This window comes from Massilia agri (genome assembly GCF_024753255.1).
In the GTDB taxonomy this organism is placed as follows: Bacteria; Pseudomonadota; Gammaproteobacteria; order Burkholderiales; family Burkholderiaceae_D; genus Telluria; species Telluria agri.
Genome location: NZ_JANUHA010000005.1, coordinates 26,310 through 46,070, shown reverse-complemented (window position 1 = coordinate 46,070; position 19,761 = coordinate 26,310). Strand labels below are relative to the sequence as shown.

Sequence of the window (19,761 nt, the reverse complement as noted above, 5' to 3'; positions counted from 1 at the left end):
CTTTACGTCTGCACCAGTTTACGATGTCTTTGAATACTCATCAATATACCAGCTCCGAGGCCCAGGGTAATGAACGCAGTTCCGCCATAGCTCATGAATGGTAGCGGAACTCCCACGACCGGCAGGATGCCGATGACCATGCCCATGTTGACGAAAGCATAAGTGAAGAACATCATCGTGATGGCCCCGGCCAGCAGGCGCGAGAAGGTGTTCGGGGCGTTGGCCGCGATCATCATTCCGCGTCCCAGCAGGAGCAGGTAGACGAAGAGCAGGAACAGGTTGCCGACCAGGCCGAATTCCTCCGAATACACGGCGAACACGAAGTCGGTGGTCTGTTCAGGAACGAATTCCAGCGCGCCCTGCGTGCCCTGGCCGTAGCCCTTGCCGAACACGCCGCCGGAACCGATCGCGATCTCCGACTGGATGATGTGGAAGCCCTTGCCCAGAGGATCGGAAGTCGGATCGATCAGGGTCATCACCCGCTCGCGCTGGTAATCGTGCAGCATCGACCAGGCGATCGGCAGCGCGGCGGCGCCGGATATGGCCAGCGCCCCCAGCGCCTTCCACGGCAGGCCGGCCAGGAAGATCACGTAGAAACCCGAGGCGAACACCATCAGGCCTGTACCCAGGTCGGGCTGCTTGGCGATCAGGGTGAAGGGAATCAGGAGGATCACGGCGGCCACGATGTAGTTCTTCCAGGTGCCGGCATTGGCGCGCTGCTGGAAATACCAGGCCAGCATCAGCGGTGTCGCGATCTTGAGGATCTCGGAAGGCTGGATGTCGACGCCCACGTGCAGCCAGCGCCGCGCGCCCTTCTTGATGATGCCGAACATGGCCACCGCGATCAGGAGCGCCACCCCGAAGGTATAGATCGGCACGGCGAGCCGCATCAGGGTCTGGGGCGGCACGTTGGCAGCGACCCACATGATGCCGAAGGCCAGCAGGAAGTTGCGGATCTGGTGCTCGACGCGGTCCGGGAACTCGGCGCCGGCCGACGTCATGGTGATCACGCTGGTCATCATCAGCATGAACAGCACCAGGCCGAGCGGCCAGTCGAAGACCGCGAAATAGGGACGCAGGCGGCGCCGCAGCGAGCGGCGTTCTGGAATGTGCGCCATGGGCTTATTCCTTCATGGTGGCTGGGACGGCGGCCGGCGCCGCGGCCTGGACTACCGGGGCGGCCGCTTGCGCGGCAGGCTTGGGCGCGGCCGGGGCTGCGCCGGGGGCCGGCTCTTTCGGCTTGGGCGGCGCCGGGCGCTTGCCCAGCAGGTAGTAGTCGAGCGCCTTGCGCGCGATCGGCGCGGCGAAGGAGGCGCCGAAGCCGACGTTCTCCACGATCAGGGCCAGCGCGATCTTCGGGTTGTCGGCCGGGGCAAAGGCGACGTAAAGCGCGTTGTCGCGGTGGCGTTCGTCGATGGCGTTGGCATTGTACTTCTGGCCCTTCAGGCCGATCACCTGGGCGGTGCCGGTCTTGCCCGCCGAGATGTAGCCGGCGCCCGCGAAGGCGCGGTGGCCGGTGCCGTAGGATTCCTGGGTCACGCCCACCATGGTGTGCTTGATGAAATCGATGTTCTCCTGCTTGAGCGGGATGCGCCGGGTTTCCTTGGGCACGGTCAGGGTGCGCTGGCGGGTGGCGCCGTCCTCGATGATCTTGACCAGGTGGGGCTTCATCACGACGCCGTTGTTGGCCAGGGTCGAGACCGCGTGCGCCAGCTGGATCATCGAATAGGTGTTGAAGCCCTGCCCGATCGAGATCGAGATGGTGTCGCCGCCGACCCACTTGCCCGCGCGCGGGTTCTTGCGGAAGCGCTGCGCCTTCCATTCCTTGGACGGGCGCACGCCGGCCTTCTCGTGTTCGAGGTCGATGCCGGTCAGTTCGCCGAAGCCGAACTCCTTCATGAAGTTCGAGATGTTGTCGATGCCCATCTCGTTGCCGAGCTGGTAGTAATAGGTGTCGCAGGACTCCACCACCGACTTGTACATGTCGACGTAGCCGTGTCCGCCCGGCTTGTCGTCGTTGAAGCGGTGTCCGCCCAGCATGTAGAAGCCGGGGTCGCGGATGCCGTCCGAGGGCTTGCGAAAGCCCAGCTCGAGGGCGGCGAGGGCCATGAAGGGCTTGAAGGTCGAACCCGGCGGATAGCCGCCCTGCAGCGGACGGTTCATCAGCGGCCGGTCGAGCGAGGTGTTCAGCTCGTTCCAGTTCTGGGTGTCGATGCCGTCCACGAACAGGTTGGGGTCGTAGCCGGGGCGCGAGACGTAGGCCAGCACGTCGCCGGTGGCCGGCTCGATCGCCACCAGGGCGCCGCGGTTCTCGCCGAAGGCTTCCTCGACCACCTTCTGCAGCTCGATGTCGATCGACAGGATCAGGTTGCTGCCCGGAGTGGGCGGCGTGCGCGACAGGGTACGGATCGCGCGCCCGCCGGCGGTGCGCTCGACCTGCTCGTAGCCGGTGGTGCCGTGCAGGTATTCCTCGTACTTCTTCTCGACGCCTTCCTTGCCGATATGCTCGGTGCCGTTGTAGTTGGCGTCGACGCCGTCCTTCTCGAGCTGGTCGGCTTCCCGCTGGTTGATGCGGCCGATGTAGCCGATCACGTGCGAGGCGGTCTCACCCAGCGGGTACTGGCGGAACAGGCGCGCCTGCACCTCGACGCCGGGGAAGCGGAAGCGCTGCGCGGTAAAGCGCGCCACTTCGTCGTCGGTGAGGCGGGTGCGCAGCGGCACGCTGGCGAAGCTGCGCGACTCTTCCAGCAGGCGCTTGAAGCGGCGCCGGTCGCGCTGCTCGATGGTGACCAGCTTGGACAGCTCGTCGATCACCGATTCCAGGTTCGCCTCCAGCTTGGAGGGCGTGATCTCGAGCGTGTAGCCGGACTCGTTGCGCGCCAGGACCACGCCGTTGCGGTCGACGATGAGACCGCGGTTGGGCACGATCGGCACCAGGGCGATGCGGTTGCCCTCGGCCTGCAGCGCGAATTTGTCGTGTTGCAGCACCTGCAGCCACACGAAGCGCGCGACCAGCAGGCCGAAGCAGATGAAGACGAGGCCCACCAGCGCCGTCAGGCGCAGGCGGAACTGGTGGATCTCGCGGTCGTTGTCCTTGAATTCGGTCACAGCGGAGAACTCGGTATGGGCGGAAGGATCGGATCGATCAGATCGGACGGGTATGGTCGCGGTCGACGGCGCGGCGTTGCGGCGCCAGCAGCAGCCAGGTGATCACCGGCCACAGGCTTACTGCGACCACGCTCTCGGCGAAGTGCAGCAGGCCGGGAAAACGCCCCGATGCCGTGAAATGCACGAAGGCCTGCACGGCCTGGGCAAGCAGCAGCAGCGGGAACACATGCATGGCCTGGGTCATCAGGCGGAACCACAGCACGCGGCGGTGGATCATGATGGCGAGGTAGGACAGCAGCGTGTAGGCCAGCGCGTTCTCGCCCAGCAGGCTGGCGTCGTGCACGTCCATCAGGAGGCCCATCAGGAAGGCCACGCCGATGCCGACCTTGCGCGGCTGGTGGATGCCCCAGAAGACCAGCACCAGGGCGACGAAGTCGGGGGCGCCGACCCAGCGGCCCATCGGCAGCAGGTTGAGCATGAAGGCGCACACCAGGCTGAAGGTGATGAACAGCGGGCTGACGGGCAGCAGGATGTAATGGGGACGGTTACCGGGCATTGGCCGGTCCTCCTGGTTGCGGGTTTGCCGGCTGCGTCGCAGGCGGCGTCGTGGCTGGCGCGACCGGGGTGGCCTGGGCCGGCGCCTGGCGGGCCGGGGCGGCCGCGGCTGCGGCCGGACGGGCGGCGGCGCCGGTCGCCGGCGCGGCGCCATTCGCCGGAGCGGTCCCCGGCGCGGCAGCGCCCTGCCCTGCGGCGGTCTGCCCCTGCGGCGGCAGCGGCGACGGCGGCAGCGGCGGCAGCGGGATCGGCGCCATGTCCGGCAGCTTGCGGCGCGCGGTGGTGGCCGGCGGCGTGACCTCGGCGGCCGGGCGCGGCGGCAAATCGGACTGCGACATGATGATCAGGAGCTGGCGGTTGCGGTCGATGCCGGCCAGCGGCTGGCACACCACGCGCCCGAAGGCGCCGGCGGCGACGTTCTCGACCTGCACCACCTTGGCCACGGCCAGGCCCGCCGGGTACATGCCGTCCAGGCCCGAGGTCACGAGCACGTCGCCGACCTGGATGTCGGCATTGGCGACCACGAAGCGCAGGTCCAGCAGGCCCGACTGGCCGCGGCCGTAGGCGATGCTGCGCAGGCCGCTCCTGAGCACCTGTACGGGAATGGCCTGGTCGCGGTCGGTCAGCAGGGTGACTTCCGAGGTGAAGGGGAACACGCGGGTGATCTGGCCGACCACGCCGGCGTGGTCGATCACCGGCAGGCCGGGCACGACCTTGTCGCGCGAGCCGCGGTCGATCACGATGCGGCGGGTGGAGGGGTCGCGCGCGTCGTAGAGGATCTCGGTCAGCTGGGCCCTGAGCGGCAGGTGCTGGCGCGCGTCCATCAGGCGGCGCAGCTGCGCGTTCTCGGCCATCTGGTACTGGGCCTGCTGCAGCACCCTGGCCTGCGCCAGCTGCTGGGTCTTGAGTTCGCGGACTTCCTTCTGCAGCGAAGAGATCGAGGAGAAGTAGCCGGCCATGTTGCCGAGCGCCTCGCGCGGCAGCAGGGCCGCCATCTGCAGGGGATACAGGACGGTGGCGGCGACCTGGCGCACGGCGCCGAGGGTGTGGTAGCGGGCGTCGACGACCAGCAGCACGATGGAAATCAGGGCGAAGACGATCGCCTTGACCCGCGCCGGGGCACCCTGTTTGAAAAGCGGCGGAGGACTGTATTCCATGTCCTGGTTGGCGTCCTGTCTGGCGTCTGGTTCAGGTAAATGCGGCGCGCGCCCATATCACTGCGGGCAGACGCGCACTCGTGCGCTCTGCCCGCGGTGAGATCGGCGCGCTACAGGCTTATTCGTAGGAGAAGATCGAACCCAGCTTGTCCATGCGCTCGAGCGCCATGCCCGAACCGCGCACCACGCAGGTCAGCGGGTCTTCGGCCACCAGCACCGGCAGGCCGGTCTCTTCCATCAGCAGGCGGTCCAGGTCGCGCAGCAGCGCGCCGCCGCCGGTCAGCATCATGCCCTTCTCGGCGATGTCGGCGCCCAGTTCCGGCGGCGCCTGCTCCAGCGCGTTCTTGACGGCCGAGACGATGTTGTTGAGCGGGTCGGTCAGCGCTTCCAGGATCTCGTTCGACGAGATCGTGAACGAGCGCGGGATGCCTTCGGACAGGTTGCGGCCCTTGACTTCCATTTCCTTGACTTCCGAACCCGGGAAGGCCGAACCGATGGCCTTCTTGATCGCTTCGGCGGTCTGTTCGCCGATCAGCATGCCGTAGTTGCGGCGGATGTAGTTGACGATGGCTTCGTCGAACTTGTCGCCGCCCACGCGCACCGAGCCCTTGTAGACCATGCCGCCCAGCGAGATGATGCCGACTTCGGTGGTGCCGCCGCCGATGTCGACCACCATCGAGCCGGTCGCGTCCGAGACCGGCAGGCCGGCGCCGATCGCGGCCGCCATCGGCTCTTCGATCAGGTAGACCTGCGAGGCGCCGGCGCCGAGGGCCGATTCGCGGATCGCGCGGCGCTCGACCTGGGTCGAACCGCAGGGCACGCAGATGATGATGCGCGGCGACGGGCGGAAGAATTTCGAGTCGTGGACCATGCGGATGAACTGCTTGAGCATCTGCTCGGTCACGGTGAAGTCGGCGATCACGCCGTCCTTCATCGGACGGATCGCTTCGATATTGCCCGGCACCTTGCCCAGCATCTGCTTGGCTTCCTTGCCGACTGCCTGGATGGTCTTCTTGCCGTTCGGGCCGCCTTCCTGGCGGATTGCCACCACCGAGGGTTCATCCAGCACGATGCCCAGGCCGCGCACGTAAATCAGGGTGTTGGCGGTGCCGAGGTCGATCGCCAGGTCATTCGAGAAGTAGCTGCGTAAAAAACCAAACATGGGTGTCCTGATTGCGCACCGGGTGCGCGTGAAAATTGATCGGGTTGTCTTCGCCGCGCCTGCACCTGCCGTGAATCATGCATCGCGGTCTTTCCTGCGGCGGGCGAGCTTTCAGCCCGACAGCGCATTAGCCCGCCATTCTACCTTATAATTTGTCGATTAAATGCTGAAAACGGGTGGTTTTACCCCCCATTTCCGAGGCGAGATCGACGGTGTTACCAAGGTTTTATCAGCCATAGCGCGCCGTTGGCTGACCTCTTGCCAACTTTCATTATTAGCCCAACCACATTTTTGCACGCGGCCCGCGCCGCGCCCCCAGCCATGTCCCTGACACTTTCAGACGTAAAACGCATCGCCAACCTGGCCCAGCTCGAGATGGATGAGGCCCACGCGGAAACCGCGCTGGCCGAGCTGAACGGCATCTTCGCCCTGGCCGAGCAGATGCAGGCGGTGGACACGAGCGGTGTCGCGCCGCTGTCACAGCCGCTGGCCGCCATCATGGCCCTGCCGCTGCGCCTGCGCGACGACGTGGTGACCGAGGAGAACCGCCGCGAAGACTACCAGGCGCCGGCGCCGAAGGCGCAGGACGGCCTCTACCTGGTCCCGAAGGTCATTGAATAACCAGCGCCGCACCGCTTAAAACAGAAGAACGCACATGCACAACAAGACCCTCAAAGAGCTGTCCGCGCTCCTGCAATCGAAGCAGGTCTCGAGCGTCGAACTCGCCAGCCACTACCTCGGCCGCATCGAAGCGAGCAGCCATAACGCCTTCCTGCACCTGGACCGCGAACGCACCCTGGCGCAAGCCGCCAGCGCCGACGCCCGCATCGCCGCCGGCACCGCCGGCCCGCTGACCGGCGTGCCGATCGCGCACAAGGACATTTTTGTTACCCGCGGCTGGCGCACCACCGTCGGCTCGAAGATGCTGGCCAACTACGAGAGCCCCTTCGACGCGACCGTGGTCGACCGCTTCAGCAAGGCCGGCATGGTCACCCTGGGCAAGGTCAACCTCGACGAATTCGCGATGGGCTCGGCCAACGAGAACTCGGCCTTCGGCCCGGTGAAGAACCCCTGGGATCCGCTGGCGGTGCCGGGCGGCTCCTCGGGCGGCTCGGCCGCCGCGGTCGCCGCGCGCCTGGCGCCGGCCGCCACGGCCACCGACACCGGCGGCTCGATCCGCCAGCCGGCCGCTTTCTGCGGCGTCACCGGCATCAAGCCGACCTACGGCCGCGTCTCGCGCTTCGGCATGATCGCCTTTGCCTCCTCGCTGGACCAGGGCGGCCCGATCGCCCAGACCGCCGAGGACTGCGCGTTGCTGCTGAACGACATGATCGGTTTCGACGAGCGCGACTCGACCAGCCTGACTGTCGAACAGGGCAACGTGGCGGAAGACTATACCCGCGACCTGAACAAGCCGCTGAACGGCCTGCGCATCGGCGTGCCGAAGGAATACTTCGGCGAAGGCCTGGCCTCCGACGTGGAAAGCGCCGTGCGCGCCGCGCTGGAGCAGTTCGTGAAACTGGGCGCCACCCTGGTGGACATCTCGCTGCCGAAGACCGCCCTGTCGATCCCGACCTACTACATCATCGCCCCGGCCGAAGCGTCGTCGAACCTGTCGCGCTTCGACGGCGTGCGCTACGGCCACCGCGCCAGCGAGTACAAGGATCTGCAAGACATGTACCGCAAAACCCGCGCCGAAGGCTTCGGCCGCGAGGTGCAGCGCCGCATCATGGTCGGCACCTATGTGCTCTGCCACGGCTACTACGACGCCTACTACGTGCAGGCCCAGAAGATCCGCCGCCTGATCGCGGACGACTTCCAGGCGGCGTTTGCCGACAAGTGCGACGTCATCATGGGCCCGGTGGCCCCGACCGTGGCCTGGGACCTGGGCAGCAAGGCCAACGACCCGGTGGCGAACTACCTGGCCGACATCTTCACGCTGTCGACCAGCCTGGCCGGCCTGCCGGGCATGTCGATCCCATGCGGCTTCGGCGCCGGCGAGAAGAACGCCAAGCGCCCGGTCGGCCTGCAGATCATCGGCAACTACTTCGCCGAAGCGAAGCTGCTGAACATCGCGCACCAGTACCAGCAGGTCACCGACTGGCATACCCGCGCGCCGGAAGGCGTCTGAGCCCCGCACAGAAAAAGAGAGAACACATCATGCAATGGGAAGTCGTCATCGGTCTTGAGAACCACGTGCAGCTCACGACCAATTCGAAAATCTTCAGCGGCAGCTCGATCCGCTTCGGCGCCGAGCCCAACACCCAGGCCAGCCCGGTCGACCTGGCGCTGCCGGGCGTGCTGCCGGTCCTGAACCGCGGCGCCGTCGAGCGCGCGATCCGCTTCGGCCTGGCCGTGGGCGCGAAAATCGCGCCGCAGTCGGTCTTCGCCCGCAAGAACTACTTCTACCCCGACCTGCCGAAGGGCTACCAGATCAGCCAGTTCGAAGACCCGGTGGTCCAGGGCGGCACCATCAGCTTCGCCTACGAGAAGGACGGCAAGCTGGAGACGAAAACCGTCAACCTGACCCGCGCCCACCTCGAGGAAGACGCCGGCAAATCGCTGCACGAGGACTACGCCGGCATGAGCGGCATCGACCTGAACCGCGCCGGCACGCCGCTGCTCGAGATCGTATCCGAGCCCGAGATGCGCAGCGCTGCGGAAGCCGTGGCCTATGCCAAGGCCCTGCACTCGCTGGTCGTGTGGCTGGGCGTCTGCGACGGCAACATGCAGGAAGGCTCCTTCCGCTGCGACGTCAACGTCTCGGTGCGTCCGATGGGCCAGAAGGAATTCGGCACCCGCTGCGAGATCAAGAACCTGAACTCCTTCCGCTTCATGGAAGAAGCCATCCACTACGAAGTGCGGCGCCAGATCGAGCTGATCGAAGACGGCGGCAAGGTGATCCAGGCGACCCGCCTGTGGGATCCGGATAAAAAAGAAACCCGCTCCATGCGCACCAAGGAAGACGCGCAGGACTACCGCTACTTCCCCGACCCGGACCTGCCGCCGCTCGTCATTGGCCAGGACTGGATCGAGCGCATCCGGGGCGAGATGCCGGAACTGCCGGGCGCCCTGCGCGCGCGCTTCACCGGAGAGTATGGCCTGCCGGAGTACGACAGCCTGGTGCTGACCTCCTCCAAGGCCATGGCGACCTACTACGAAGCCGTGGTGGCCGCAGCCGGCAAGGAAAACGCCAAGGCCGCCGCGAACTGGATGATGGGCGACGTGTCGTCGACCCTGAACCGCGAAGGCGTGGAGCTGGATGACTCGCCGGTATCCGCCGCCCAGTTGGCCCTGCTGCTCAAGCGCATCGCCGACGGGACGATTTCGAACAAGGCAGGCAAGGAAGTGTTCGCGGCCATGTGGGAAGCAAGGTCGGATGATGCCAACCTGGCGGACACCGTGATCGAGCAGAAAGGCCTGAAGCAGATCTCGGACACGGGCGCGCTGGAAGCCATCGTCGACGAAGTCCTGGCCGCCAATGCCAAGTCGGTCGAGCAGTACCGCGCCGGCAAGGAAGCCGCGATCAATGCGCTGATCGGCCAGGCCATGAAGGCCTCGAAGGGCAAGGCCAACCCGGCCCAGGTGACCGAGCTGCTGAAGAAGAAGCTGGCAGGCTAATCCGCCCGCCCAATAAAAAAACCGGAGCATGCTCCGGTTTTTTTTTCGCCTGGCGTCTCAGCGCATCACAGGCTCAGGGCCGAGATCTTCTGCAGGCCGGTGGCGATGTTCTTGCGGATCGCGCCCGCGATCGACATCTTGAGGCGCTCGGCGCCCACGAAGGCCTCGGTGCCGCCGGTGGTGTGCTCGGTGGTGATCGCTTCCTGCCACACGACGGCGCCGTTATCGGCGCGCTTCAGGGTCCAGCCGATCTCGATCTTCGAGGTCATCGACACGCCGAACATCGGATACTGCAGATTGAAGATCTGGACCGCCAGCTGGTAGTCGCCGCCATCCTTCTTCACGTCCGCGAAGGTCTTCGAGGCGAGCCTTCATCACACCACAAGGAGGAGACGAGATGCTTACCCTGACTACTTTCCGCAGCGTGCCGTCGTTTGCCGCCGGCTATGTGCGCGACCTGCGGGTGCGCTGGGCCCTGGAGGAAGCGGGCCTGCCCTATCAGCTGCGCTTGCTTGCATTCGAGGAGGCGGCGCTGCCCGCCTACCGCAAGGAACAGCCCTTCAGCCAGGTCCCGATGCTGCAGGATGGCGAGCTGACGCTGTTCGAATCCGGCGCGATCCTGCTGCACCTGGGCGAGCGCTGCCCTCTTCTGCTGCCGCAGGATGCGCACGCCCGCGCGCAGGTGACGGTGTGGATGTTTGCGGCCCTCAGTTCGGTGGAACCCTACCTGGCCGAACTCGTGACCCTGGACCTGTTCCACGCCGGCGAGGACTGGGTGGCCGGCGCCCGCCCTTCGGCGGAAGCGATGGCGCTCAAGCGCCTGCGCGACCTGGACGAGTGGCTCGCGGGCCGCGACTGGCTGGCGGGCGAATTCAGCGCGGCCGACATCCTCATGTGCACCGTGCTGCGCCTGCTGGACGGCATGGACCTGGTCGAGCGCTTCGGCAGGCTGAGCGCCTACCGGGATCGCTGCATGGAACGTCCAGCCTTCAGGAAGGCACTGGCCGACCAGCTGGCGTTGTATGCGCAGACGTCACAGGCGGCATGACGTGGTGGTGGACATCGGTGACATTTCCGGGGGCGGCGGCTGTCTATAATCGTCAGATCCCTTTTTCGAAAGCCCTTGATGCGCCACGCTGCTTTTCTCGTCCTGCTTTCCCTGCTCGCCAGTCCGCATGCACGATCCGCCCCCGAAACGACCCAGGTCTTTCTCGACAATGGCGAACTGAATTACGTCGGCGGCATGGACGCGGATGCGAACAAGCGCCTGTTCGCGCTCTACGACAGCCTGGCGATCAAGCCGACGGTGCTGTCGATCCGCAGCAAGGGCGGCGAGCCGAACCTCGGCATGGCGCTCGGGCGCTGGGTGCGCGAGCGCCAGCTCGACATCAAGGTGCTGGAATTCTGCCTGTCCTCCTGCGCTAACTATGTCTTCCCCGCAGGGCGGCAAAAGGTAGTCAGTAATTTCGCGGTGATCGGCTACCACGGCGGCACCAGCAGCGGGCAATACCAGTTCGACCCGGACATGCAGAAGATGGTCGACGCGATGCCGCCCGCGCAGCGCAAGTCTTTCGTAGACGACCTCGAGCATTCCATGAAGGCCACCGGCGAAAAGGAGGTCGCCTACCTGCGCTGGCTGGGCGTGCGCGAAGACCTGGCGACGCTGGGCCAGCAGGAGCGCTACCAGGCGCGCTACCTGGCCGATCCCAATGTGCTCGGCTGGACCTATTCGCTCGACGGGTTTGCGCGCTTCAATGTGCGCAACATCAGCGTGATCAATCCTCCCTGGAAGCCGGACGGCATCAAGCGCGCACGGTCTTTCGTGGTGATCGAACCCGACTGATCAGACCCCGTAGCGCGTGCGGTAGGCAGCGACGGCGTCCTTGTGGGCGCCGAGGTCGGCGCTGGCCGCGCCGTTCGAGAGGTAAGTAAACAGGTCATCCAGGTTGGCGATCGCGATCACGGGGATGCCGAATTCCTGCGACACCTGCTGCACCGCCGAGTGTTCGGACAGGGCGCCGTCCTTGCCGGAGCGCTCCATGCGGTCCAGCGCGATCAGCACGGCGGCCGGTTCGGCGCCCGCTGCGCGGATCATGTCGACGGACTCGCGCACCGAGGTGCCGGCCGAGATCACGTCGTCGATGATGACGACCTTGCCTGCCAGTTTCGCGCCGACGATGGTGCCGCCCTCGCCATGGTCCTTGGCTTCCTTGCGGTTGTAGGCAAACGAGGTATTGCGGCCCTTGGCGGCCAGGGCCACGGCGGTCGCACTGGCGAGCGTGATGCCCTTGTAGGCCGGCCCGAACAGCATGTCGAAGGCCACGCCCGAATCGAGCAGGGTCTGGGCATAGAACTGGGCCAGCTTGCCGAGCGTGGCGCCGTCGTGGAACAGGCCGGCGTTGAAGAAGTAGGGCGACAGGCGGCCAGCCTTGGTCGTGAACTCGCCGAACCTCAATACCTCGGCCTCGACCGAAAATGCAATAAATTCCTGGCGCAGATCGCTCACGTGCTTCTCCTGTTGGTTCGAAAAACGCCTATTGTAAACCGGCCGCCACCCGCGCCGCCTCGTCCGGGCTGGTCGGCTTGACCAGGTGGCGTTCGAAGCCGGCCGCCCGGCTGCGCGCCCGGTCCGCCTGACGCGGCAATACGCCGGGTCCGCGGCCCCACGGATCATTGCGCGCCGGCCCCGGGGCGCCCGCCCTGGCAGGCGGCGGTCCGCACGGGCGGCGCCTGCCTCCCGCCCGCGCGGCGCCTGCGCGCCTGCGTCACGTCGACGGCCACGGCCATCACGCCATGGCGCTCGCCGCCGTCGTTGTACACGGCCTCGAGGTTGATCTTGAAGAAGCGCTCGAGCGGCATGCCGCCGGCATCGGGCAGGACGAGGGCCAGCGCTTCATCGCAATACGAGTGGCCGCTTTCGAACACATGCTCGAGCGCCGCTTCGAGCGTGCCATGCCGCAGCTGCGGCAGCGCCTCGACCAGGCGCTTGCCCACCAGTTCGCGCTGGCCGAACAGTTCGCAGAAGTGCCGGTTCGCGAGGCGAAAGCGCAGGTCCGGCGCCATCAGGAGGGCCACGGCCACCGGGGCCTCGAGCAGCAAGCTGTCGCGCTGCGCCGATGCGGCGGCGCTTTCGTTGCGCTCGGTGTCGTCACGCGTGATGCAAACGCTGTAACGCAGTTTGCCATCCTCGAAAAAGTTGCTCGACCTCATCTGCACGTGGCGGATGGCGCCGTTCTTGCAGCGCAGCCGCGCCGGCTGGTCGGCCAGCACGCCGCCCGACAGCATGGTGTCGAGGATCAGGTCGACCAGCTCGGCGTCGGCGTGGAAATTGGCGATGTGGCGGCCGACGTATTCCTCCCAGCGGTAGCCGAGCATCTGCAGCTCGGCCCGGTTGGCCCACAGGATGGTGCCGTCGGGGGCCACGTGGTGCAGGCCCTCGGCGGCGGCCCCGGCGCCGACCGGCGCCACCGTCTTCTGTTCGCGGCGCGCCCCTGCGAGCGAGCGCCCTGTGAGGTCGTGGTCCGCGCCGTGCACCGTGCTGCCGCAGGCGCGCCCGTGCTCGGCGCAGATATCCTCGAAGACCTGGGCCTGGGCCGCGTCCGGGAACAGGCGCCAGGGATAGGCGCAGAACTGCGCGAAGCGGTAGTCCGCACCCAGGCCGTTCAACAGCTGCTCGAGCCGCAGCGCCGCCTGGTAGCGCCCCTGGCCGCACAGCAGCGCGGCCATCTCGCCGAACACATGCACGGGACCTCTGCCTGCGGCGGACTCCAGCAGAGGCGCGAACACCGCGCGAAAGCGCGCCTCGTCGGGCCAGCCGTCCAGCAGCAGGTCCGCGAGGGTCTGCTCGGCGTCGAGAAAGCGCACGCGGCCGGGGTTGGCCAGCAGGCGCCAGACATCGGCGCAATGGGCCGGCGTGGCGATCACGATGCCGGCGCCGCCGGCGGCCAGCGCCGTGTCGACGAATCCGGCGACTTCGGCCATCAAGGCGGCCTCGTCGGCATAGAACCGGACGGTGTGGGAAACATCGCCGTCAGGGAGTGCGCTTCGGTTATCGATATCCATGGCCTGTGGAATGGGGTGCGTGTTGCGGCGCCCATCCAGCGTACAGGCAACCGGGAATTGTTAAAATGATGAGGAGGTAAGCGTAACATATTGCACGTCAGAATTTTCTTAACGATTTTCGACCGGCATCAACGTTCCTGGAGGATACAAAACCGGCTACACTGCTGGATGCACCGGGCCGCAAGCCGGCCGCCATCTTCACTTCACACGATCCATGCCACGAATTATTTCCGCCAACCTGAACGGCATCCGTTCGGCCCACAAGAAGGGCTTCTTCAACTGGCTCGCCACCCAGTCCGCCGACTACATCTGCGTGCAGGAACTGAAGGCGCAGGAAGCCGACATGACCGAGGAATTCCTGTCCCCGCACGGCTACCACGGCCATTTCCACTACGCCGAAAAGAAGGGCTACTCGGGCACCGGCGTGTATAGCCGCAGCGCGCCCGACAACAAGCGCATCGGCTTCGGCTGCCTCGAGTTCGATGCCGAGGGCCGCTACACCCGCTGCGATTTCGGCAACCTCACCATCATCTCCGTCTACTGCCCCTCCGGCTCGTCCTCGCCGGAGCGCCAGGAGGCCAAGTTCCGCTTCATGGAGGTCTTCCTGCCGCACCTCCAGGAGCTCAAGGCCGAGGGCCGCGAGGTGGTGATCTGCGGCGACTGGAACATCGCCCACAAGGAAATCGACCTCAAGAACTGGAAAGGCAACCTGAAGAATTCGGGCTTCCTGCCGGAAGAGCGCGCCTGGATGACGCGCATTTTCGACGAGATCGGCCTGGTCGACGTGCACCGAAAGGTGCATCCGGACGCCGAGCACTACACTTGGTGGAGCAACCGCGGCCAGGCCTACGCGAAGAACGTCGGCTGGCGCATCGACTACCACGTCGCCACCCCGGGTATCGCGGCGACCGCCAAAACGGTGTCGATCTATAAAGACGAAAAATTCAGCGATCACGCGCCGCTGATCATCGACTACGATCTCTGATCGGTCCATAAGCTAAGCTAATAGATATATCGTCATCTATTAGCTTTGCTTCTGAAACCTGCCCCCCATGCCGGGGGGATTCGCCCGTGAAATGATGCGAAATTGCAGCATTCCCCTTTGTTTGGCGAAATGCTAAATGGGTTTCTTGATACTATCCGTCTGGTAAGTTTCTAATCAGAATGTTCAATTGACAGAATATTAAGAAACCATGACTGCCTCCTCTTCGTCCCCTACCCTGCTCGCCAAGACGGTGTCGACCACCGCAGGCGTGACCCACATCGACCTGAATTTCTCGGCAACGATGGCCAAGGGACGCGGCAGCATTTTCGTCACCGACGGGGCCGTCCAGACCGTCATCGACCGCGCTACCGGCGAACCCAAGCTGCGCGTGGTCGGCGCTACCTTTACCAAGGAAATCCCGCTCAGCCAGGTCACGGTCAACGGCAGCCACGTCAGCTTCGACGCCGCCGGCCTGGCAGGGGGCAAGCACTACAGCATCTTCATGGGCGCCGGCACCCTCACCAGCGGAGGCAGTCCCTTCGCCGGCTATACCGTTCCGAACCAGGTCGCCTTCGACGTCGCCGCCGCGCCATCCGGCCTGAGCGCGAGCTTCGCCTTCGAGAACACCAGCCTCAAGGCCGGCCAGGACATCGAGGTCTACGTCACCCTGTCGCAGTCGGTGGCGAGCCTGGACGCCAGCGCCTTCAGCGCCGAGAACGCGTCGGTGCTGAGCGTCACCGGCACCGATGATCCCCGGATCTGGAAAGTCGTGCTGACCAGGAGCACCAGCGTGGCCGACGCCGAGAACGTGCTGCGCCTGGACCTGACGAAAGTCGAGACCGCGCCCGGCGTGCACGGCAGCGGCACGGCCACCTCGCCGTCCTATGCCGTCGATACGCTCGTCAATCCCTGGATCTCGCTGGCCGGTCCCGCGTGGGATTCCGGCGTCTCGCGCGAGGACAATCTCATCAATAGCACGACACCCTATCTCCAGGGCGAGCTGCACGGCGGCCTGGACGACGGCGACGTCATCGAGCTCTTCATCAACGGGACCAGGGTGGATTCGGCACACATCGACGTCGTGCGCGAGAGCTCGCCCTGGACCTGGTCCTACTCGCCGGGCGACGGCGAGGAAGGCCCCTACTTCGACGAAGGCGCGAACACCGTCACGGTCCATGTGAAGAATGGCGATCACACCAGCGCCGCCTACAGCACCACCGTCACCGTGGACACGGTGGCGCCGGAAATCGACGCCAGGCCGAGCGAGACCGCTGCGCTGCCGCTCACCGAGGACATCGTCATCACGTTCACGGAAACGCTGTACTGGGCGAACATGGAAAGCGACATGATGTCCGTTTCGGTGTATTGCCCGGAAGACGGCACCGTGCGCGACGTCTGGATCGACGCCTCGGCCTTCATCGGCGGCGGCGACGTCCTGACCCTCGACCCGTCCGAGCTCGAGCTCGAGACAGGCAAGCATTACGAACTCAGGCTGCCGGACGGCCTGACCGACTACGCCGGCAACAGCCTGGCCGACCCGCTCATCGGCTTCCACACCGGCGCGGTTGACCTTACCGGCCCCTCCGCCACCCATGTACTGGTGGCCGGCGAACGGATCGACGACCGCTTCTTCTTCAAGGCCAACGACACGATCACCTTCCGAGTGAAGTTCGACGAGGCCATCCGCCAGGCTTCGGACGCCATCCTGTCGGTCGAACTGAGCAACGGCGGCCGCGCCGAGGTCGATACCATCGAGGGCGACGAGGTGACCTTCACCTATACGGTCGAGGGCGAAGACACGGACATCGGCAACCTGACCATCACCGATGCCTCGATGCTGATCGAGAACATCGAAGACCTCGCCGGCAACCCGCTGACAGGCGCGCATATCGTCTTCGACGGCCTCCACGAGTACATGGGCTTTGGCTACGGCTACCTGCCGGTCGGCGTCACGGTCGACACCGAGGCGCCCGACGCGCCGGCGACGCCCTCGCTCGCCGCCGGCAGCGATTCCGGCATCGCCGACGACGACATCACCAACGATCGCACCCCGACCCTGAAGGGCATCGCCGAAGCACGGGCCTGGGTCAGCATCTATGAAGGCAGCACCTGCCTTGGCGGCATCAGGGCGGACGAGTCGGGCAAGTGGGAGATCGGTATCGACAGCGAACTCGGGGCAGGCACGCACAACCTGAGGATCGTGCAGACCGATCGCGCCGGCAACGAGAGCAGCGACACTTCCTATGCGCTCACCATCGACTACAGCGCGGATGCGCTGGAGGCGCCCGTGCTGACCGGCGGCACGACACTGACCGGCAGCGGCGCCGAAGCCCATGCCGATATCAAAATCATCTCCGGCGAGACCGTCGTCGGCGTCGGCAGCGCCGATGCCGATGGAAACTGGACCGCCCTGTTTGGTGCGCCCCTGGAGCAAGGAAGCCATACGTACACCGTTCGCCAGATCGACCAGGCCGGCAACGTCAGCGGGGATTCCGCGCCAATCACGTTCACGGTCGACCACAGCGCGCCGCCTGTTTCAATGGACACGCCGGACCTGGACGCCGCCAGCGACAGCGGCCTGTCCGACCACGACGACATCACCAACACCGACACCCCGACGTTCACCGGCGGCGGCGCCGTGCCTGGCCGGGTCGTCGTGCTGTACGCAAACGGGGTCGAGAAAGGCCGCATCGAGGCCGACGCGTCGGGCAACTGGCGCATCACCAGCAGCAGGCTAGCGGACGGCGACTACAGCATTGCGATCCGGGAATTGGACGCGGACGGGCATGCAGTCGGCTCTTCCGAATCGCTCGGCGTGCGCATCGACACCATGGCGCCCGAACTGCTCAGCGCACTGGCAAACCAGTCGCGCAAGGAGTTCGAACTGAGCTTTGATGAGGATGTCGACTTCACGCCGGCTGGCTTCTTCCAGCTCAAGCAAAACGACGCTAACGTGGGACACTTCGACGCCGACAGCTTCAATTGGGCGCTCGGGGGTGGCGCCGGTGGCGCTGCATCGGTCCTGAGCCTGGACGTCGCCGCAAGCGGCCGCTTCAAGCTGGAAATGAACAGCAGCGCCATCGCGGACTTGGCGGGCAACGTGGCCGTCTTCGTCGGCACGCCGGAATGGACCTTCGATCTCTAAGCGCCTGACCCGTCCGGCCAGTCGAGCCGGAAGCCGCTGTCGAAGCGGCGCGCGTCCCCACTCAGGGGATCGATGAAGGAAATCGAGCGCGCCAGCAGCTGCAGAGGCGCGCTGAAGTCGTCGCCTTTGCAAGGCAGCGCCACCGGATAGAAAGCATCGTTCAGGATCGGCGCGCCGAGGCTCGCGAGGTGCAGGCGCAGCTGGTGCTTGCGTCCGGTATGCGGATGCAGGCGGTAGTGAGCGACGTCGCCGCGCCGCGCGATCAGCTCCACCACGGTCTCCGAATTCGGCTCGCCCGGCACTTCTTCGCTGACAAAGAACTGCTCCGCATCCTGCATGCGGCTGCGGTAGGTGAAGGGGAATTCCCGTCCCTCGATGGGGCCCGCCAGGGCCTCGTAGACTTTCTTCACCACCCGCTTCTGGAACATCGACTGGTAGGCGCCGCGCGAGGCGGGATTGTGCGAGAAGATCAGCACGCCGGCCGTCTCGCGGTCGAGGCGGTGGATCGGGGTCAGGTGCGGCAGGTCGAACTGTTTCTTGAGGCGCACGAGCAGGGTCTCGTGCAGGAAGCGGCCGGTCGGGATGGTCGGCAGGAAGTGCGGCTTGTCGGCGACCAGCAGGTGCTCGTCCAGGTGCAGCACGCTTTCCTTGAAGGGAATCGGCGTCTCGGGCGCTTCCAGTTCGCGGTAGTACCAGATGCGCATGCCCTGGCGCACGTGGCTGTCGGCGTTCAGGGGCACGCCCTTGGCGTCGACGATCTCGCCGCGCGCCAGGCGCTGGGCCCAGGCGGCCTCGGAAACGTCGGGAAAACGCTCCACCAGGAAGCGCAGCATGCCGCCGGCGCGGGTTTCGGTCAGCCACAGATAGCTGGGCGCGACGCCCTCGCGGGTCGGCAAGGGCACGTAGGCATTGGCTTCGGCCTGGTGGCCCTTCCTGCTACCCCCCATTAACGCAATGCGACGTTGGTCCGGTAAGGCGGCAGCTTGGCGGCCGTGGTGCCCTTGGCGCGCGCGTAGACCGGCAGCAGCAGGTTCATGTGCGATTCCATGTCGGCGATGCGGGACTCGCCGCCCGGGTGGGTCGAGAACACCTCGATCGGCGCACGCTTGTCGAGCGCCGCCATCTTGCGCCAGAGCGCGATGCCGGCGCGCGGGTCGTAGCCGGCGCGAGCCGCGATGTCCAGGCCGACGAGGTCGGCCTCGCGCTCGTCGTCGCGGGAGAACTTCAGGCCGGCGAACTGGGCGGTGTAGCCGGCGATCGTGCCGGTGATGCCCGGATCGACCCCGAAGATACCCGACACCAGGGCGCCGCCCAGGCGGGCCAGCCCGTTGGTCGCCATCTGCTTGCCCATCTTCTCGCGGCTGTGCTCACGCAGTGCGTGGGCGATCTCATGCCCCATCACGGCGGCCACCTCGTCGTCGGTCAGCTTCAGCGAGGTCAGGATGCCGGTGAAGAAACCGATGCGGCCGCCCGGCATGCAAAAGGCGTTGACGTCCTTCGAGTCGATGACATTGACCTGCCATTGCCACTGGGTCGCCTCCTGGTTCCAGCGTGCGGTTTGCGGAATGATGCGCCTGGCGATGTTGCGCAGGCGCTGCACCTCGGGATGCGAAGGCGGCAGCAGCACGCCTTTCTGCTGCGCCTGGCTCATCATTTGCGTGTATTGCTGGGCGGCCGCTTCGTTGAGCTGTTCCGTCGGCACGAGCTTGCGCAGGCGCGACAGGGGCCTGACCTCGATGCCATCCTGGACCGTCGTATTGCGGTCATTCTGCGCGACGGCATCGCCGACGCTCACCGTTCCAAATGCGGCAAGCAGGGAAAGGCTGACTGCCAGATGCTTCATTTTTTTCATGTCGTCAACGATAGCCTGTTCTTAGCAGCACTATCTCCAAAGAAAGTGGCGGCAAGTGTATGCACAATAGCGCAGATGATCGTGGATGGCGGACGACTCGACAAGCCGCCACCG

General features: G+C 65.8%; 17 protein-coding genes. 7 read left to right on the top strand and 10 right to left on the bottom strand.

The annotated features are described in order from the left end of the window. Window positions 1-2 precede the first annotated feature (2 nt). The 5 genes from rodA to NX780_RS08825 form a co-directional block, all read right to left on the bottom strand. Window positions 3-1,118, bottom strand: coding sequence for a rod shape-determining protein RodA (gene rodA, locus NX780_RS08845; RefSeq protein ID WP_258827500.1), 1,116 nt, complete (start codon window positions 1,116-1,118; stop codon window positions 3-5). Between the two features lie 4 nt (window positions 1,119-1,122). Continuing rightward, the gene (mrdA, locus tag NX780_RS08840; protein ID WP_258827499.1) at window positions 1,123-3,108 is read right to left on the bottom strand and encodes a penicillin-binding protein 2; all 1,986 of its coding nucleotides are present in this window, start codon (window positions 3,106-3,108) and stop codon (window positions 1,123-1,125) included. Window positions 3,109-3,145: 37 nt separating this feature from the next. Further along, window positions 3,146-3,664 carry a rod shape-determining protein MreD gene (gene mreD / locus NX780_RS08835; RefSeq protein WP_258827498.1) on the bottom strand — a complete coding sequence of 173 codons (519 nt, stop codon included), beginning with the start codon at window positions 3,662-3,664 and terminating at the stop codon, window positions 3,146-3,148. After that, complete coding sequence (mreC, locus tag NX780_RS08830; protein WP_258827497.1) at window positions 3,654-4,820, bottom strand: rod shape-determining protein MreC; 1,167 nt, start codon at window positions 4,818-4,820, stop codon at window positions 3,654-3,656. The genes mreD and mreC overlap by 11 nt, the downstream gene beginning before the upstream one ends. A 118-nt stretch (window positions 4,821-4,938) precedes the next feature. Continuing rightward, a complete protein-coding gene (locus NX780_RS08825; RefSeq protein ID WP_036247668.1) occupies window positions 4,939-5,982 on the bottom strand; it encodes a rod shape-determining protein in 1,044 nt (347 codons plus the stop codon). A 321-nt stretch (window positions 5,983-6,303) separates the two neighbouring features. Between NX780_RS08825 and gatC the strand changes: the two genes are divergently transcribed. The 3 genes from gatC to gatB are packed head-to-tail and all read left to right on the top strand — an operon-like array spanning window position 6,304 to window position 9,603. Next, window positions 6,304-6,603: an Asp-tRNA(Asn)/Glu-tRNA(Gln) amidotransferase subunit GatC gene (gene gatC, locus NX780_RS08820; protein WP_258827496.1), complete on the top strand. Its 300-nt coding sequence runs from the start codon at window positions 6,304-6,306 to the stop codon at window positions 6,601-6,603. A 34-nt stretch (window positions 6,604-6,637) separates the two neighbouring features. Continuing rightward, on the top strand, window positions 6,638-8,113 hold the full coding sequence (gene gatA, locus NX780_RS08815; protein ID WP_258827495.1) for an Asp-tRNA(Asn)/Glu-tRNA(Gln) amidotransferase subunit GatA: 1,476 nt from the start codon (window positions 6,638-6,640) through the stop codon (window positions 8,111-8,113). Between the two features lie 29 nt (window positions 8,114-8,142). Then, window positions 8,143-9,603, top strand: a complete 1,461-nt coding sequence (gatB, locus tag NX780_RS08810) for an Asp-tRNA(Asn)/Glu-tRNA(Gln) amidotransferase subunit GatB (RefSeq protein ID WP_258827494.1) — start codon at window positions 8,143-8,145, stop codon at window positions 9,601-9,603. Between the two features lie 65 nt (window positions 9,604-9,668). Here the strand turns inward: gatB and NX780_RS08805 are convergent, their stop codons facing one another. After that, a complete protein-coding gene (locus tag NX780_RS08805; RefSeq protein WP_258827493.1) occupies window positions 9,669-9,947 on the bottom strand; it encodes a hypothetical protein in 279 nt (92 codons plus the stop codon). A gap of 53 nt (window positions 9,948-10,000) precedes the next feature. Between NX780_RS08805 and NX780_RS08800 the strand changes: the two genes are divergently transcribed. Both NX780_RS08800 and NX780_RS08795 read left to right on the top strand, forming a co-directional pair. Continuing rightward, the gene (locus tag NX780_RS08800; RefSeq protein ID WP_258827492.1) at window positions 10,001-10,651 is read left to right on the top strand and encodes a glutathione S-transferase family protein; all 651 of its coding nucleotides are present in this window, start codon (window positions 10,001-10,003) and stop codon (window positions 10,649-10,651) included. Between the two features lie 75 nt (window positions 10,652-10,726). Beyond that, a complete protein-coding gene (locus NX780_RS08795; RefSeq protein WP_258827491.1) occupies window positions 10,727-11,446 on the top strand; it encodes a hypothetical protein in 720 nt (239 codons plus the stop codon). On the opposite strand, the gene pyrE is transcribed toward NX780_RS08795, so the two are convergent. Together pyrE and NX780_RS08785 are read right to left on the bottom strand one after the other, a co-directional pair. Then, window positions 11,447-12,109 (bottom strand): orotate phosphoribosyltransferase, encoded by a 663-nt coding sequence (pyrE, locus tag NX780_RS08790; protein WP_258827490.1) that lies wholly within the window; start codon window positions 12,107-12,109, stop codon window positions 11,447-11,449. It abuts the gene before it with no gap. A gap of 164 nt (window positions 12,110-12,273) precedes the next feature. Continuing rightward, a complete protein-coding gene (locus NX780_RS08785; RefSeq protein ID WP_258827489.1) occupies window positions 12,274-13,665 on the bottom strand; it encodes a PAS domain-containing protein in 1,392 nt (463 codons plus the stop codon). Between the two features lie 214 nt (window positions 13,666-13,879). On the opposite strand from NX780_RS08785, the gene NX780_RS08780 reads away from it, so the two are divergent. Beyond that, window positions 13,880-14,650 carry an exodeoxyribonuclease III gene (locus NX780_RS08780; RefSeq protein ID WP_258827488.1) on the top strand — a complete coding sequence of 257 codons (771 nt, stop codon included), beginning with the start codon at window positions 13,880-13,882 and terminating at the stop codon, window positions 14,648-14,650. Window positions 14,651-14,858: 208 nt separating this feature from the next. Beyond that, on the top strand, window positions 14,859-17,795 hold the full coding sequence (locus NX780_RS08775; protein WP_258827487.1) for an Ig-like domain-containing protein: 2,937 nt from the start codon (window positions 14,859-14,861) through the stop codon (window positions 17,793-17,795). Here the strand turns inward: NX780_RS08775 and NX780_RS08770 are convergent. Further along, the gene (locus NX780_RS08770) at window positions 17,792-18,742 is read right to left on the bottom strand and encodes a pseudouridine synthase (RefSeq protein WP_258827486.1); all 951 of its coding nucleotides are present in this window, start codon (window positions 18,740-18,742) and stop codon (window positions 17,792-17,794) included. The two genes, NX780_RS08775 and NX780_RS08770, sit on opposite strands and share 4 nt — an antisense overlap. Further along, window positions 18,742-19,638, bottom strand: coding sequence for a M48 family metallopeptidase (locus NX780_RS08765; RefSeq protein ID WP_307732729.1), 897 nt, complete (start codon window positions 19,636-19,638; stop codon window positions 18,742-18,744). Before NX780_RS08765 ends, NX780_RS08770 begins: the two co-directional genes overlap by 1 nt. Between the last annotated feature and the right edge of the window lie 123 nt (window positions 19,639-19,761).